The organism is Porphyromonadaceae bacterium W3.11, from assembly GCA_030434245.1.
Lineage (GTDB): Bacteria > Bacteroidota > Bacteroidia > Bacteroidales > Porphyromonadaceae > Porphyromonas_A.
On record JAUISX010000001.1, the window covers coordinates 642,831 to 657,825 of the forward strand.

The 14,995-nt window shown below is 44.2% G+C and carries 18 protein-coding genes and 1 tRNA gene; 14 read left to right on the top strand and 5 right to left on the bottom strand.

Features of this window, described 5'->3' with window-relative positions; genetic code table 11:
• Positions 1–16: 16 nt before the first annotated feature.
• The 3 genes from QYZ87_02520 to QYZ87_02530 form a co-directional block, all read right to left on the bottom strand.
• On the bottom strand, positions 17–1,303 hold the full coding sequence (locus QYZ87_02520) for a DUF2851 family protein (protein ID MDN4753405.1): 1,287 nt from the start codon (positions 1,301–1,303) through the stop codon (positions 17–19).
• A complete protein-coding gene (gene uvrA, locus QYZ87_02525) occupies positions 1,300–4,119 on the bottom strand; it encodes an excinuclease ABC subunit UvrA (protein ID MDN4753406.1) in 2,820 nt (939 codons plus the stop codon). Before uvrA ends, QYZ87_02520 begins: the two co-directional genes overlap by 4 nt.
• Before the next feature lie 146 nt (positions 4,120–4,265).
• A tRNA-Leu gene (locus QYZ87_02530) sits at positions 4,266–4,347 on the bottom strand.
• Between the two features lie 693 nt (positions 4,348–5,040).
• Between QYZ87_02530 and QYZ87_02535 the strand changes: the two genes are divergently transcribed.
• Positions 5,041–5,244: a hypothetical protein gene (locus QYZ87_02535; protein MDN4753407.1), complete on the top strand. Its 204-nt coding sequence runs from the start codon at positions 5,041–5,043 to the stop codon at positions 5,242–5,244.
• A 293-nt stretch (positions 5,245–5,537) separates the two neighbouring features.
• Here QYZ87_02535 and QYZ87_02540 read toward each other — a convergent pair whose 3' ends face one another.
• On the bottom strand, positions 5,538–6,230 hold the full coding sequence (locus QYZ87_02540; protein ID MDN4753408.1) for a S24 family peptidase: 693 nt from the start codon (positions 6,228–6,230) through the stop codon (positions 5,538–5,540).
• 122 nt (positions 6,231–6,352) lie between these two features.
• On the opposite strand from QYZ87_02540, the gene QYZ87_02545 reads away from it, so the two are divergent.
• Genes QYZ87_02545 through QYZ87_02555 form a run of 3 tightly spaced genes read left to right on the top strand, consistent with a single transcriptional unit; the run spans position 6,353 to position 9,673 of the window.
• Entirely contained in the window at positions 6,353–6,718 is a 366-nt protein-coding gene (locus tag QYZ87_02545; GenBank protein MDN4753409.1) for a hypothetical protein, read from the top strand.
• Between the two features lie 8 nt (positions 6,719–6,726).
• Complete coding sequence (locus QYZ87_02550; GenBank protein ID MDN4753410.1) at positions 6,727–8,811, top strand: hypothetical protein; 2,085 nt, start codon at positions 6,727–6,729, stop codon at positions 8,809–8,811.
• Positions 8,812–8,833: 22 nt separating this feature from the next.
• Positions 8,834–9,673 carry an ATP-binding protein gene (locus QYZ87_02555; GenBank protein ID MDN4753411.1) on the top strand — a complete coding sequence of 280 codons (840 nt, stop codon included), beginning with the start codon at positions 8,834–8,836 and terminating at the stop codon, positions 9,671–9,673.
• A gap of 240 nt (positions 9,674–9,913) precedes the next feature.
• Here QYZ87_02555 and QYZ87_02560 read toward each other — a convergent pair whose 3' ends face one another.
• Positions 9,914–10,324, bottom strand: a complete 411-nt coding sequence (locus QYZ87_02560; protein ID MDN4753412.1) for a hypothetical protein — start codon at positions 10,322–10,324, stop codon at positions 9,914–9,916.
• A 43-nt stretch (positions 10,325–10,367) separates the two neighbouring features.
• Between QYZ87_02560 and QYZ87_02565 the strand changes: the two genes are divergently transcribed.
• From QYZ87_02565 to QYZ87_02610, 10 genes are all read left to right on the top strand, one after another.
• Positions 10,368–10,610, top strand: coding sequence for a hypothetical protein (locus QYZ87_02565; GenBank protein ID MDN4753413.1), 243 nt, complete (start codon positions 10,368–10,370; stop codon positions 10,608–10,610).
• Position 10,611: 1 nt separating this feature from the next.
• Positions 10,612–10,863 carry a hypothetical protein gene (locus QYZ87_02570; protein ID MDN4753414.1) on the top strand — a complete coding sequence of 84 codons (252 nt, stop codon included), beginning with the start codon at positions 10,612–10,614 and terminating at the stop codon, positions 10,861–10,863.
• Positions 10,860–11,786 carry a recombinase family protein gene (locus QYZ87_02575; protein ID MDN4753415.1) on the top strand — a complete coding sequence of 309 codons (927 nt, stop codon included), beginning with the start codon at positions 10,860–10,862 and terminating at the stop codon, positions 11,784–11,786. The genes QYZ87_02570 and QYZ87_02575 overlap by 4 nt, the downstream gene beginning before the upstream one ends.
• A gap of 125 nt (positions 11,787–11,911) precedes the next feature.
• On the top strand, positions 11,912–12,532 hold the full coding sequence (locus QYZ87_02580) for a hypothetical protein (protein MDN4753416.1): 621 nt from the start codon (positions 11,912–11,914) through the stop codon (positions 12,530–12,532).
• A 253-nt stretch (positions 12,533–12,785) separates the two neighbouring features.
• The gene (locus QYZ87_02585; protein MDN4753417.1) at positions 12,786–12,908 is read left to right on the top strand and encodes a hypothetical protein; all 123 of its coding nucleotides are present in this window, start codon (positions 12,786–12,788) and stop codon (positions 12,906–12,908) included.
• On the top strand, positions 12,908–13,414 hold the full coding sequence (locus tag QYZ87_02590; protein ID MDN4753418.1) for a hypothetical protein: 507 nt from the start codon (positions 12,908–12,910) through the stop codon (positions 13,412–13,414). The genes QYZ87_02585 and QYZ87_02590 overlap by 1 nt, the downstream gene beginning before the upstream one ends.
• A 20-nt stretch (positions 13,415–13,434) precedes the next feature.
• Complete coding sequence (locus QYZ87_02595; protein ID MDN4753419.1) at positions 13,435–14,097, top strand: DUF3164 family protein; 663 nt, start codon at positions 13,435–13,437, stop codon at positions 14,095–14,097.
• Positions 14,098–14,113: 16 nt separating this feature from the next.
• Positions 14,114–14,326, top strand: coding sequence for a hypothetical protein (locus tag QYZ87_02600; protein MDN4753420.1), 213 nt, complete (start codon positions 14,114–14,116; stop codon positions 14,324–14,326).
• Between the two features lie 91 nt (positions 14,327–14,417).
• The gene (locus QYZ87_02605) at positions 14,418–14,624 is read left to right on the top strand and encodes a hypothetical protein (GenBank protein MDN4753421.1); all 207 of its coding nucleotides are present in this window, start codon (positions 14,418–14,420) and stop codon (positions 14,622–14,624) included.
• On the top strand, positions 14,593–14,988 hold the full coding sequence (locus tag QYZ87_02610; GenBank protein MDN4753422.1) for a hypothetical protein: 396 nt from the start codon (positions 14,593–14,595) through the stop codon (positions 14,986–14,988). Before QYZ87_02605 ends, QYZ87_02610 begins: the two co-directional genes overlap by 32 nt.
• Positions 14,989–14,995: the final 7 nt, after the last annotated feature.

Genomic DNA, 14,995 nt, shown 5'->3' on the forward strand with positions numbered 1-14,995 from the left:
AGATACCAGTATTTTTTTAGACTACCAAATCATTTCGCGTATTTCTACTTTTAAAGCAACGAAAAATCTCCGAAGCCATAGGACAGGAGAGGCATCTGAAAGGAATACAATAAGAGTGATACAGCTCCAAAATAGCCTGCGTATCAGCAGCATTTTGCGACTTGATACCTAACTTATCAAACAACCTGATATATTGATTTTTCTCTGGTGATAACTCACTCAGCCAACTCATCGCTCGATCCCCTAGCACCTTATCCCCTATCTGCTCAGAATAATAATAGATGGTTGGGATCACAACATTAATAATCAAGGAATTTAATGTTTGCTTACCAATCCCTCCCATTTGACGATTTTGAGTGTGTCCAAAAGCTATATGTCTGCACCAATACTCACTTGGGGGAAGCATCAGGATCCGTTGGATCTCATGTTTGTCTATGGTAGTGAGGGCTGCCAACACCTCACTCTCATGATGAATAATCTGTGCAACGATTGCTAACATCCTAGAGGGAAAAGAGGATGGACGTAGTCGCATGTAACCGAAGTGAAGACCTTCAACTCGTTTCAGTCCAAACTTCTCTTTATAGAAAATATAATCTGAGAGTAACTTTTCTTCGTACTCATCTCTAGGGCTATCTTGGATCAAACCAGCTTGCCCCAAAAGCATCGCCTCTAGAGCCACCCAGTCACTGGAGTGTTTCTTGAGATAAAGATAGGGCAGCGACTGAGCGACAGACTCCATCACCTCATTATTCTGATGAGCCCCCATATACCTCATTAAGGTCTGGTAAAAGATAGCGTTAATATTAGACTCCGTTGACCTCCTCTTGAGTTCATCCAACTTTCGCATCTGACGTCTCAGCAGCAAGTCCTTGAAGATGACCTCACGGCGGGTCTCCTCTACCTCTAATAATTCGGGCATACATCTTAATGACTGGGAGGCTACCCCTAGCTTATCTACCCTACGCAGCACATCCTCATCTACTTGGAGGACAGCCGTCGGGATCATTCCCCCATTAGCCGACCTAGTACACTCAGCATTATCCTCCATAACCACGTGTAAAATAACTGAGTTATAATTAGGATCATGCTGATGACCGTGCTGCTGCCACATGGAGGAGCGTTCGTGGATCTCAACCGCCCCTATCCACTCCATAGCATCCGTACGTATTCGTGCCATCTGGAAGTCGGCACCATCATAACTGTTCTGAGTCCCTACTTCTATGACATCAATTGCTTGCCCATCCAATAGTAAGGAATCAAAAAGCCGATTACACCATATAAAATGCAACTGCTCCTCCTTCACGCTGGATTATCCTCCTCCCATTTTTCACGTAAGAACTTAGCGGTATAAGACCCATCCACGTCCATCAACCCCTCTGGAGTACCGGAGTACAATAGATAACCGCCATCCTCTCCTCCTTCAGGACCCAAGTCTATAACATGGTCTGCACTCTTGATGACCTCAAGATTATGCTCTACGATAACTACAGTATGCCCATGCTCCACAAGGGCATTAAAGGAATTCATCAAGACCTGTATATCATGAGTATGCAAACCAGTAGTCGGCTCATCAAAGATAAAGAGGGTTGGCACCTTCCCCTTGTCCTTGATCTGGGATGCCAACTTTACCCTCTGACTTTCACCTCCTGAGAGGGTACTCGAGCTCTGACCCAGCTGTATATACCCCAGACCGACAGCCTCAAGGGCTCCCAAGCCTACCAAAATACGAGGGATATGCGAGGACTTCTGCTCGTGCTGACTAAAGAACTGTATCGCATCAGCAACAGTCATAGACAGGATATCAGCTATATTCTTCCCTTCGAACTCTACCTCAAGGACCTCTTCATTGAAACGCTTACCATGACACTCATCACAAGGGATCTCCATATCAGCCATGAACTGCATCTCTACCGTGATAACCCCCTCACCCTGACAGGTCTCACATCTACCTCCATCTGTATTGAAGGAGAAGTACTGCTGAGTGAATCCCATCTGCTTAGAGAGTTGCTGATCTGCCATCAACTTACGAATACTATCGTATGCCCCGATATATGTCACAGGGTTGGATCGTGACGATGTACTTAGAGAATCCTGATCCACATACTCAATCCTCTTGATACTACTTATACTTCCAGATATATCCCCACACGCAATCTTTCCTAAAGGGGCTTTGTCCAAAAGTCTCGAAACACCTTCATAAAAAATCTCTCTAACCAAAGTACTCTTCCCCGACCCACTCACTCCAGTCACCACTGTAATAACTTGCAGAGGGATTGAGACGTCTATATTTTTGAGATTATGCTTATAAGCCCCTTCTATCTTGATGGCACTTTTGCTGTTTCTTCTTATTTTTGGCCACGGAATATGCTTCCGACCAGAGAGATACTCTACCGTGTAGCTATTAGACCGCTTAGGTAAATCTGTTGGAGGACCGTAATATGTTAGTTCACCTCCCAGAGAACCAGCATTCGGCCCTATATCGATGATTAGATCTGCAGCCTTTATAACATCCTCATCATGCTCTACTACCACTACAGTATTGCCCAAGTCTCGCAACTCCTTCATCACATCTATCAATAGGTGTGTATCTCTAGCATGCAGACCAATACTTGGCTCATCCAAGATATAAAGCGTCCCTAGTAGTCCTCCTCCTAATGATGTCGCCAACTGAATACGCTGCCCCTCACCCCCTGAAAGTGTACCAGCTACCCTATTAAGAGTGAGATAACCCAAGCCGATTTCATCCAGAAAAGCCACCCTACGTCTCACCTCCTCAAGCAACCTTTCGCCTACCTTCACGTCACGTTCATCAAGGGTCAGTTCTTTCAGCCAAATATTTAGTTTACTGATGGACATCTCGGTCAGTTCACTAATATCTTTTCCGCCTACCTTAACATAGAGAGCCTCCTTACGCAACCTTTTACCCTTACAGTCAGGACAGGTCGTCCGTCCTCTATACCTTGCCAACATGATACGATAGTGCATCTTATACTGCCGCTGTTCGATATATGCAAAGAAATCATTAATACCCCAAACCTTAGGCGACTTAGAGCCATTCCAAAGCAAATCTCTCTGCTCATCAGATAACTCCCGATATGGCTTATGTATAGGAAAATCCATCTCCATAGTATCTCTAATGAACTCCTTTTGCCACGCAGACATCTTAGGTCCTCTCCAAGGCATCACGCATTCCTCGTAGAGAGATAGGTTTTTATTCTGAATCACTAAGTCTTCATCTATACCCATCACCTTGCTATACCCCTCGCATGTTGGGCAGGCTCCAACGGAGTTATTGAAGCTAAAGAGCTTATCCGTTGGCTCCTCAAAAAGGATCCCATCGGCTTCAAAGCGGTCACTAAACTCCTTTTGTACCTCATCATGAATGATGACAGCAGTTCCACGTCCCTCAAAAAAGGCAGTCTCAACAGAATCCCCCAAGCGGACGTCCATTGCATCATTATCATGCTCTACGACCATACGGTCTATAATCAAAAGCATCCCGCTCTTCTTCATCTTCTCTACCCCGACTCCCTCTAGCAGGTCTTGGATACGCACCACCTTATCATCGATAAGCAATCGCACATACCCATTAGCCAACTGGAGCTGTAGATGCTCCTCAAGGGGACGACCTTTAGGCACTTCCAGAGGAGCACCTATCATGTACCGCGTTCCTTCAGACAAAGTATGCACATACTCACGAACATCTTTAGTCGTGTGTCTTTTCACCTCCGCCCCACTAATAGGGCTAATGGTATGACCTATCCGAGCATACAACATTCTCAGATAATCATATACCTCGGTAGAGGTCCCGACCGTACTACGCTGATTCTTGCTAAATTTTCGCTGCTGAATAGCGATGGCAGGAGGGATACCAGTAATCACATCTGCTTCAGGCTTACCCATCTTACTTATGAACTGACGGGCATACACACTTAAGCTCTCCACATATCTACGCTGACCTTCAGCATAGAGCGCATCAAAAGCTAGTGAGCTCTTGCCTGACCCACTTAATCCAGTAATGACAATTAATTTATTTCGAGGAATCCGAAGAGAGATATTCTTCAGATTATTGACCCTCACCCCTTTTAGTTCTATATATTGATTTTCAGTTTGTTTCATCTAAGACTGTCATCTATGATATTGCTATATGCACTAAAGACAAAGATACCTCTTTTCAAAAAGAAAAGAGCAAAAAAAAGCTCTGAGGAAATACAAAGTAACCTCAGAGCACCAAAAACCAAAAACTTACAATCTACTAAAACTTGTGCGGCTGAAGGGACTCGAACCCCCACGGATCACTCCACTAGATCCTAAGTCTAGCGCGGCTACCAATTACGCCACAGCCGCAAATTAATCAAATCAGTGACTCACCAGCCACATCCTTTTTGAAATTGCTTTGCAAAGATAAGAAGAAATCTTGAAACAAAAAAATATATTCATGCTTTTCACACCAAAAAAGCCTCAATTAACGATATGCTAGCACTCTAATACTGAATACAACAATCTAAATAACAGGGTATTATAAAAAATACACCCTTATATCATATTTTTTCTACAAATCTCTAAAATCATAGTGTCTTTTTATACTCTTCCATATAAACGCTATTATATTCACCCTTAAAATCCCCAATAAACTGACATGCATTGAAGTAAAATAATGCTCGCTACTGGTCGTTACACTTTTCTACGGAATTAATAAAATGAATCTTGTGAAGCCTATCAACCTTCTACAATCAGCTGATTTATAGAAACATATTAAAGTATCAAAACATCACTAATGGGACCTAAATGAACGAGGAGAAGGGGTCAATTTTTTAGTTATTAGGGGGGAGGGAACGAAGCGTACTTGGATAATATAGGGGTTTAGGGGTCGTATGTGTTTATATGATAGTGGGTTATGATGGAATGATGGAGAGGTGATGGAGAAAACGAAATGTTTATTTTGGTTGATTTTGGGTTAATTTTGGGGGTGGATGGTCGAAGGATGGTCGAGTAAATGTTAATCGGGTGATGCTGGAGCATTGAAATAGCATCGTAATTGTGGGTAAAAAGGGCGGAAAGCTGGCTTGTGGGCTGGCTTTCCGCTTTTGTTGTGTCTGTGGTCGAGGGGTGGTCGAATGGTGGTCGTTTGGGCGAATTTTGAGCACCGATTATTGGCGATTTGAGGGGTGGTCGGAGGATGCTCGAGCGGTGATTTTTACCCTTGGGTGGACAGTAGGGTGGACAGTAGGGTGGACATTTTGAAATGTTAAATCAAAACGAAATGGGATTGTAGGGTGGACGGTAGGGTGGACAGTTGAGCGCACAAAGTGTGTAAGTAGGATATGGACAAATGCACCTTTTGAAAACGTAAACAGGTGAAATATGGTTTTAAGGTACCCACTAAGTACCCCCACAAAATACACACTTTTTCTCGAATAAATGGCTTAACATACTGTATATTAGTTATATATGCTTTGTTGTGCCTATTTTGGCGAATTTCCATGAGTACGAGTCGTTTATTATGGCTGGGAAATAAAGGGGTTGGGCGTGCCCTATTAGCCCATTGAATTGTATCGAATGGAGAATTTAATGAGGGCAATTTTGTGGATGTGCTTGAGTAGGACATCTCGTGGCGAATAATTCGGATTGTGCGACTCCAGTACCGCCTTTTCAGGATCGCTTGGGTGCTTTTTCACCCACTTTACAGTGATATAAGTATCCCCATCCTCATTAATAGATACAAGGTACATATCCCCAAAGTGAATATTATTGATATCATGGACCACTTGAAATGCCACGATGTCTCCCGATTTTAGAAGTGGATACATGGAATCTCCAGTGATTGAAACTGCTCCATCGCATCTGGGCATATTAGGAATCATAATTTGCCCAATTTGGTACTCTGCAGAATTATCAAGATGCTCCAGAACACCTGCAGTTGCTTCTATTGAATAGTATGGAATAGATTGTTCTTCAATAATTGACTCTTGAAATTTTGGAGTATATAGTCTTTTAGTGTTAGTGGGTGGCATTTTTATATTTTCTCGGAGCATGCTTCCATTACCAGAGAGAAGCCACTCGGAAGATACATTTTCGCATTTCGCGAAAATTAATTCAGAGTCAAAAGTGCCACGAGAAATCCAAGAGTGTATTGTTTGTGGTTTTACTCCAATCTTCTCTGCAAATGAGGATTTACTACCATCTGAATAGTAATTCACAAGGTCTTCAACCATCATGCTTTTATTCATATTCTCAAATTGCATATAAAATACTTCGCGAATTGCTTTGTTTTTATTCTCACTTTGCGTATCTTTGCTTTAGAAACCTTATTAAGGTTTTGGTTGTAAATATAATCAATTTATTTATTGGTATGAAAAAGGTAGTTGTTACAAGAGCATTACGAAGCGAGCTCGTTAAATTATTTTCCGTGCATCCAGATACGGTAAAGGGTGCTTTGAACTTTAAGACGAACACCGATTTATCACGAAAAATACGAAGTTTAGCAATACAAAAGGGTGGTGTCTTAATAGGTGGTGAAAATGAGATGGAGACAATATTTAAATCCAACGGCGATATGATTCAGTCGTGGGGTGGACAAGCTCAGATCATTGCTAAGAAAAGTGGTCTTGTGAAAATAATCATTGACGGTGAAGTTGATCGAGAAGTAAAAGACATGACCGTCAATGAACTCATGAGAGAGCAAAATAGAATTTCCACACTTATCGCAAGCCGTTAATAGTGAAGATGGAGTATTACCAGGGGCGTATATGTATGAGTTTTGATGACCTTACGAGTGGCGAGCCGCCCATCGTAAATTATCAAACACTCAAAAGCTGGCTACGTCGCAAAAATGCGATCTATGCCCGTAAGGCGTACGGTGAGGGTGTAACTGCCCTCGTTGACTACGATACCCTGCCCAAAAAAGCCAAGGCGGCAATCATAGAGAGGTATGGTGATCCGCACGAGCTCCTCCAGCCTAAAGGTGAACTGGCTTGGCTTCCAGAGGATTTTGACGCAAAAATATACTTCAATTATGAGTTCCAATATGAGTTGGGTGGGCAAATGGTTGGTCTTGAGGATCACATCGCGGATGAATATGAGCTTAATGCCCGAGTTCTGAATGCGATCATCGCCCGCCAAGCTGAGCTCCAGCAGATGACTAATAAACTCAACAACAGACGCACGAATACTTGGAAATTGCTCCACCAGTATAGCGAGGAGCTACGCCAGGACTACGCCCATACCCTCCCTAAGAGTATGAGCCGCCTACAGAAGAAGGTGAACGAATATAAGCGAGAGGGGTACAAGTGCTTGATTAGTGGCAAAATTGGCAACAGCAATACGGCGAAGATCACCCAAGAGGCAGGCGAATACCTCATTGCCCTGATGCGCAATCGTGAGTATGTGCATGACTTCGATAGTGCCCTCTTGGCATACAATCAATTTGCCATCGAAAAGGGCTGGGAAACTATCCAGAGTGTCAGTACCATCCGTGATTATCTCAATGATCCCGCGATTAAGCCCTTGTGGCTCGGACAGCAGGTGGGCGAGAGCGAAGTCAATGCTAAGTATGGTGCACAGCTTATCGGACTCGAAAAGCCTAGATACGCCAATGCCCTATGGGCGGCAGACGGCACGAAGTTCAATATCTACTACCTCAATAAAGAGGGTAAAAGGGTCCACACCGATATCTACATGATATTCGACGTCTGTACAGGCTATTGCGTTGGGTGGTCCTTGGGTCAGGAGAGTGCCTTCGGTTCGCAGTACCAAGCGTATCGGATGGCGATGGATGTAGCAGGGGTGAAGCCCTTCCAGCTGGTGATGGACAATCAGAGCTCACAGCGTAAGCTTGATAGAGTAGGATTTTTCTCGAAGATGACCGAAGTTGGGGTTCGATTTAAGGCTCCATACCGAAAGCAAGCTAATCCAGCAGAGAATTTGATTGGTCAATTTCAACATAGTGTGCTCCGCCACTACCCATATTTCACGGGATTTAATATTACTTCAAAGAGTGAGCTGAGCGCAGCCAACCTTGAGTGGATTAATGCTAATCTCGACAAATTACCGACCTATGAAACCTTGAAAGAATTTACAAGTAATTGCATCCATCAGTGGAATAGCCAAGTGGTAGAGGGCGAGTTTACCCGTGAGCAGCTGTACAAAGTAGAGCGGGTCAATCCAGATCGTATGGAGCTCACCACCGAAGATTATGTGGAACTATTCTGGGAGAAGCGACCAAGGCAAAGCACCTTCCTGCAGGGCGGGCTTACGATTACAGAGGATAATAAGGAGTATTATTACGAAGCCTATACACCCGATGGCGAAATTGATATCGAGTGGCGTATGAGCAACACCCGCCGACAATTTGGCGTGAAGTATGACCCTCTGGACCTTACGAAAATCGCCATCTACCGAGTGGATAAGGGCGATGTGTGGAGGTTTGAGCGTTATCTACACCCAGCCATTAAAGTGGCTATGGCGGCAGAAGACCGCACCGCGAAGGATGACGAACTAACCAAGAAGGTCCTAGATGCGGATAAGGAGATGCGGGTGCGTAGGGATGCGATTGGCAAGGCCATCGACATCAAGTATCAGCAACATCAGCAGAGCAATTACCCACGTATGCTTGGGGCATCCAAGGCGGATAATGAGCGTGCTGTGGAGCTTGCACAAGAGCTTGCCAAAGTGGATGATGTTACTATTTCGCTTAAAAATGCCACCACATCGCTGGCGGTGATTAAGAAGGTAGAGAGTAAGATGGATTGGTCCGATGTACGACCACTCACCAATCAAGAAATAGAAGGAAGACTAATTGATAAATTATAATATAAAAACATTACTACTAATTATGAATAAAGAACTTATTAGAACTAAACTTAAAGAGCTGGTGGCACGACTAGGCTCACAGCGCAAGGCCGCTAACCACCTCGCTATCGGTACCACCACCGTTGGCGATATCATCCGAGGCAATAGAGATGAGGTGATATCGGATGAGATGTGGAGTAGCCTATTTGCCAAGCTCTGCACCAAGAGCGATGGATGGGTGGAGGTGGAGACTGCGGCATATCAGGAGATATGTGCCGTGATCAAAGACTCACAAGATAAATCAAGCTGTACTTGGTTGGTGGCTGACGCTGGAGCAGGTAAAAGCACTACTGCCCGCAATTACTCTGCCCGCAATGCCAATGCCGTATATGTGTTGTGCAGTGAGGATATGAAGCGTTCGGATTTCCTCGATGCTTGTCTATCCGCCCTCGGTGAGAAGAGTGTGGAGAGTGGTTTGCGGGCCCGACTTGAATTTTTGATTGAGGTGCTTAGGAATAAAAATAACCCAGTCTTGATACTTGACGAAGCCGACAAGCTGATAGATAGCATCCTACTCTATTGCGTTACCATTTATAATCACCTCGAGGGGCACTGTGGTATCGTGATGCTTAGCACCGACTACATCGAAAAGCGTATGAATAGCGGGCTAAGACATAACAAACGAGGGTACAACGAGCTACACTCGAGGATTGGTCGGAGGTTTTATGTGGTGGACAAAACCACTCCGAGCGATATCTACGGTATCTGCAAGGCGAATGGCATCCTCGATGACTCCACCATCAATAGCGTGATTAGAGATGCCGAGCAATTTGATTTTGACCTGCGACGAGTAAAGAAGTGTGTGTTGAAGTTAAGGGCGTGAGTAACGGTGTGTACAAACGGAGAAATCCGTGTGTACAAACGGATTTACCCGTTTATAGAAACTGATTAACCCGCATTTATAAATGTTGAACTCCAAGAAAAATATAAAACTCTCCGAGAGCGTGAAAAAACTCTCCGAGAAAAAAGAAGTGAATTATGGATATTAAAGTAATACAGACGAACGAAAGAACAGAGGTAAATATATCAGCGATAAGTGCTGATGACTCTAAAACAATTGATTTTATATTGAAGGTAATAGAGGGGTGCCGTCCAATCGCAAGTCCAGATTTGAGACCTCAACATTATCCTTCGGCATGCAATACTGAAGGGACGCGTGTAGCTGCTCCATTAGGGCCGACATTCGATAGGCTTTACTTAGATTCTCGACCTGTATTTCCACATCAATGTCCCAACAATGAAAGTGCGTGCACTCTCTTGAAAAACGTGGATGTATCTCGTCCTCAGGAGCAGAGCGAAAATCAAAAGCCCAGTTCTTGTACCCAACCTGTAGAAGTTCAGGGTCAAAACCAAAGAGCTCAAGGATGTAGCGGAAGCCCTGAAGGGTCTGCTTTAGTAGATGAACATCTTCGGAAGAGAGCTCGGACGCACCTCCTGAGACATAAACCTCTGTAAACATACTTAATTGTACCATGGTGAATTTGTTTTAGTTAATAATGCTACAAAGATAGTGAATTATGAGTAAGCAAGCATTATCGGTGAGTCAGGTGCTCAATCAGAAGCTGGAAACCTTTGAGCTGTCAGAGGAGTGGCAAGCCTTTTTCGGCAAGCCAGAGCAGTGTGGAACTTGGATTATATGGGGAAAGTCAGGAAATGGAATAACAAATGAATCAACTATCAATAATGTGATTAGAGATGCAGAGCAATTTGATTTTGATTTGAGGCGGGTGAAAAAGTGTGTGTTGAAACTTAGGGCGTGATATGGAGTTGGATTGGGGCTTAGCGAAAAAAGAGTTTAATCGGTGCTTTCCAGAGATCGCACACGAGCTAGGAAGTATCAACTATATAGATATACAACTAACAAAAATGCATAAAAGACCAGTCTTTGATATCGTTAAAGTGATAGAAAGGCTTGAAAAGGTGGGTGCCTTAAAAGAGGATGAGAGTCTTGCAGATTATGCAAATAAAAGACCTAACAACGAAGAAAAAATAAAAGAAATACTAGGATTATGATATACGGTTATTTAAGAGTGAGCTCTTCGGAGCAGGATATAAATAGTCAAAAGCAGGGGGTTGATGAATACGCGAAGGATAAGGGGTGGGTTATTGATGAGTATGTAGTGGATGATGGCGTATCAGGTGGTGTTGATTACGCAAAAAGACACTTAGGGGAGCTTCTTAATCAAATGGAGGCGGGTGATATACTCATTTCTAGCGAGATCAGTAGGCTCGGTAGAAATCTCTTAATGGTAATGGAGATCCTGAATAAAGTGATGAAATTGGGAGGGGAAATTCACACTGTAAAGGAGGGGTATCACATGGGTAATGACATTCAATCTAAGGTACTTGCATTTGCGTTTGGATTGGCATCCGAGATTGAGAGACAGCTCATACAGCAAAGAACGCTGGAAGGTTTGGCACTACGAAAAAAGATGGGAGTGTTATTAGGACGCCCTCCACGAAAAAATGCGGGTACGTTTACGAATGCAAAACACGTAGAGGAGAAAAAGGATACGATTGTGACACTCTACAGATATGGGGTGTCTATCAACGAAATATATAGAGTTACAGGAATTGATAGAGCTACGATTTCTCGAAGTCTCGTCCTTTGGAAAGTTCATAAAAATTGGGAACAACTTTATGATGCCCGACAGAAGAGATGGGAGGAGGAGATGGAGCGTAAGCGACTACTCTCAGAGGCTCCAGAGATTGATACTAATAGGCTTAAAGTGCTTATCGAGTCAAATATGACGTTACCTGAGATAGCAGCAACTATGCCAGAGTACACTTACGATCAGGTCTACTATACTGTGCAGGGTTCACGAGAGCTTCATCTACTATATCGCGATCATGGGCATAAGAGATTAGCGAAGGAAGCAAATAAAATAAACAAGTTATTAAAAGATGAGTGGGAAAATGCTAAAGCATCAGTATAGAATGCTGAAATGTATGGTGAATAGCATCAGGAAGGCATCCGCGTCTATTAGCGGATTTATTGGGAAGTACTAACGGATTTATCCGCGACTATAAACGGATAAATCGGACGATATAGGAGAATAATATGGCAAAGCAAGCATTATCAGTAAGTCAGGTGCTCAATCAGAAGCTGGAAACCTTTGAGCTGTCAGAGGAGTGGCAAGCCTTTTTCGGCAAGCCAGAGCAGTGTGGCACTTGGATTATATGGGGCAAGAGTGGCAATGGCAAGAGTTCGTTTACGATGATGCTCGCCAAGGAGCTCTGCAAGTATGGCATTGTGTTATTTAACTCGCTGGAGGAGGGCACAGGCCTCACGATGGCGAACACCCTCAAGCGATTTGGGATGATGGAGGTGAACGGCTCTCTACGAATTATCAGCGAAAGTATGGAGGAGCTCGGAGAGCGACTCGAGAAAAAGCGTAGCCCACGCATCGTGATTATCGACTCCTTTCAATACACCCGCATGAGTTATATCGATTACATCCAGTTCAAGGAGCGTTTCCCGAAGCACCTGCTTATTTTCATCAGCCATGCCAGTGGAAATAATCCAGCAGGCAACGAAGCAGTGAGTGTGATGTACGATGCCTCACTTAAGATATGGGTGGAAGGGTATAGGGCTTTCAGTAAGGGCCGCTTTATCGGTGAGCGAGGCGAGTTCGACATTTGGAAGGAGAAGGCAGAGATTTATTGGGGAAAAGAGCAATAAAAAAGGAAACGATGAATAGTATAGAAGAAAGAACAGTGTACAACAGCCGTCTGCGGATTATGCACGAGAGAAAGAAAATGAAGTTATCCTTTGCTGAACTAAGAAGTGTGGCGATGGTCACACTTATAGCTGTCTCCTTTTTCGAGGCAGAAAGCTCACTCAGGAAGAGGAGGGACAATTCTTCAACCTCGTTCAGCTGTCACAGCGACTCGGTGAACGTCTCCTGAGTCAGAAGGAAAAGTACACTATCAGTATGAATTACTCTGAGGTGGCGACTATTGCGATGGTCTATCGGATGGTGACAGGAGTGATGATGGGGCCTTACGATAGGATGGTGGCCTACACTGTCAGTGAACAACTAAATATAAGAGGGTAATGAGAGGATATAGCGACATCTGGGCGATGATTAATAAGCTAGCAGGAGAGCTGGAAGCAGAGGAGCTTAAACGTGTGATGTGCGAAAGTGTTTCCGATGGGAGGACAAATAGTTTGCGTGAGCTCACAGGTGGTGAGCTCGTGAAGCTCAGGGCAGAACTGAGAAAGCAGACAGGCTTCAAGCCTTCCAAAGCCAATCCCGAAAAGAGGCGTAAACGCTCGGCTGTGCTTAAGCTACTGAAAAGCTATGGCATCGATACGAGCGACTGGGAGGCAGTGAATCGCTTCGTAAGTCAGTCGCGAATTGCGGGCAAGGAGTTCCACCAGCTCAATGAGGAGGAGCTCGAAAAACTCAGACGAAAGATGTACGCGATCAACCGAAAGAAGAAGAAAGAAAAAGAGGAGGAGGTGACCGTGGTGGAGCCCCAAAAGGATAAAAAGAGGAAGTGCGTCTATTACACGAATGTGACTACGGCACAAATGATAAAAAGAGGTAATTATAATTAACAATCAAATATGATATAACAATGAGTACCATGACAGAGCAAGAGAGAAAAGAATTTGAGGAGTACAAGGCGTGGAAAAAGAAGAAAGAGGAGGAGAACACTCGTCAGCAGAACCGCGACGCCTATCGTGAACTAGTCGATGAGACGTTACAGGCCGTGGTGCCAAGCCTTCAGCAGGTCAGTGATGGGCTAGGCATGAGCAAGGAACGAGTATTTCAGCAGTTCGAGGAGCTGATTCGCATGAAAGGCGATGTACTGGGCTTGGTCAGCGAGGGGCAGCGCTCACACACTTTCACCAATTCCGATAGCACCATGAGGGTAACTCTTGGTTATCACACTATCGACGGATACCGTGACACAGTGGACGACGGTATTCAGATGGTCCGAAAGTACCTAGAGAGCCTAGTGGGCGATGACAAGAGCAAAGCCCTGGTGGATATGGTATTCCGATTACTTTCTAAGGACAGTAAGGGGAATCTCAAAGCTAGTCGAGTGATTCAGCTGAGACGTATCGCCGAAGAAACAAAATCGGAGGAGTTCCTGGAAGCCGTGAAGATCATTGAGGAAAGCTATTTACCTACCCTTTCGAAGCGATACATTCGCTGCGAAATCAAAGATGACCATAACGGCTGGACAACAGTCCCCTTATCCATGACAGAAGTGGGCGAAGTGAGTGAAATGTAAGGAAAATGTAACTGTTATGGGTAATATTGAAATAAGTAACAATCAGCGTACGACAAGTAGTCATATCGATTCGCCGAAACGTAATAAGAAGGAGTACCTCCTTCATCTGTGGGAAATCAATCGTCCATATTACTCAGCGCAAGAAACTCTTAATTTGATTGCGCCAAGGGCGAAATATCGCAATAGCGAGGCTAAGAAAATCATAAAGGATGAGAATATGTTTTGGTAATTAACATGAGGGGGTGAAATGCAGTGGCATCAACCTAGGGAGCAAAGCAGCAAAAAATCACTCCTGGCACCCCCTCAATATTATAAACGATATGGAAAAAGATAGGAATAGCATAGAAGCGATTAGGGCGGACCTTTCATTTATAAATGATATGCAGACCTCGTTAAGAAATGCGGATTATGAGGCTGTGACGGTCAGCTTAAGCGACTGGAAAAGTGAGTTAAGAGACAGATTGAGAGAGAAACAAAGGGAGGTTGAAGATGAGTATGAGGAAGATGGTAATAGCAGTAGATTTTGATGGCGTAATAAATGCCAGCCCATACCCAGAAGTTGGAGTAGTGGTGAATGGTGCAAGGGATGCCATGCAGGAGCTGAAGAGGCGGGGGCATCATCTTATTATATGGACGTGCAGAGAGGGGCAAGATCAGACCGATGCCATTAACTTTTTGCTGGAGAAGGGTATCCCCTTTGACAACATCAATTGTAACGCTCGAGAGAACTTCGAGCGCTACTCGAATGATTGCCGAAAAGTGTATGCCGACCTCTACATTGATGATCGTAACCTCGGTGGCTTCCCCGGCTGGAAGGAGGCTCTAAGGCTCATCGATGAGGGCACGAACGAGGAAAAATGCAACCCCTATGAGGGATGTTTTGGATATTAATAATTTC

Coding starts and splice junctions, on each gene's coding strand:
- QYZ87_02600 (MDN4753420.1), top strand. CDS start 14,114: ATGGGTAATATTGAAATAAGTAACAATCAGCGTACGACAAGTAGTCAT.
- QYZ87_02570 (MDN4753414.1), top strand. CDS start 10,612: ATGGAGTTGGATTGGGGCTTAGCGAAAAAAGAGTTTAATCGGTGCTTT.
- uvrA (MDN4753406.1), bottom strand. CDS start 4,119: ATGAAACAAACTGAAAATCAATATATAGAACTAAAAGGGGTGAGGGTC.
- QYZ87_02605 (MDN4753421.1), top strand. CDS start 14,418: ATGGAAAAAGATAGGAATAGCATAGAAGCGATTAGGGCGGACCTTTCA.
- QYZ87_02555 (MDN4753411.1), top strand. CDS start 8,834: ATGAATAAAGAACTTATTAGAACTAAACTTAAAGAGCTGGTGGCACGA.
- QYZ87_02580 (MDN4753416.1), top strand. CDS start 11,912: ATGGCAAAGCAAGCATTATCAGTAAGTCAGGTGCTCAATCAGAAGCTG.
- QYZ87_02610 (MDN4753422.1), top strand. CDS start 14,593: ATGAGGAAGATGGTAATAGCAGTAGATTTTGATGGCGTAATAAATGCC.
- QYZ87_02550 (MDN4753410.1), top strand. CDS start 6,727: ATGGAGTATTACCAGGGGCGTATATGTATGAGTTTTGATGACCTTACG.
- QYZ87_02590 (MDN4753418.1), top strand. CDS start 12,908: ATGAGAGGATATAGCGACATCTGGGCGATGATTAATAAGCTAGCAGGA.
- QYZ87_02560 (MDN4753412.1), bottom strand. CDS start 10,324: ATGGTACAATTAAGTATGTTTACAGAGGTTTATGTCTCAGGAGGTGCG.
- QYZ87_02585 (MDN4753417.1), top strand. CDS start 12,786: ATGAATTACTCTGAGGTGGCGACTATTGCGATGGTCTATCGGATGGTG.
- QYZ87_02575 (MDN4753415.1), top strand. CDS start 10,860: ATGATATACGGTTATTTAAGAGTGAGCTCTTCGGAGCAGGATATAAAT.
- QYZ87_02565 (MDN4753413.1), top strand. CDS start 10,368: ATGAGTAAGCAAGCATTATCGGTGAGTCAGGTGCTCAATCAGAAGCTG.
- QYZ87_02545 (MDN4753409.1), top strand. CDS start 6,353: ATGAAAAAGGTAGTTGTTACAAGAGCATTACGAAGCGAGCTCGTTAAA.
- QYZ87_02540 (MDN4753408.1), bottom strand. CDS start 6,230: ATGAATAAAAGCATGATGGTTGAAGACCTTGTGAATTACTATTCAGAT.
- QYZ87_02595 (MDN4753419.1), top strand. CDS start 13,435: ATGAGTACCATGACAGAGCAAGAGAGAAAAGAATTTGAGGAGTACAAG.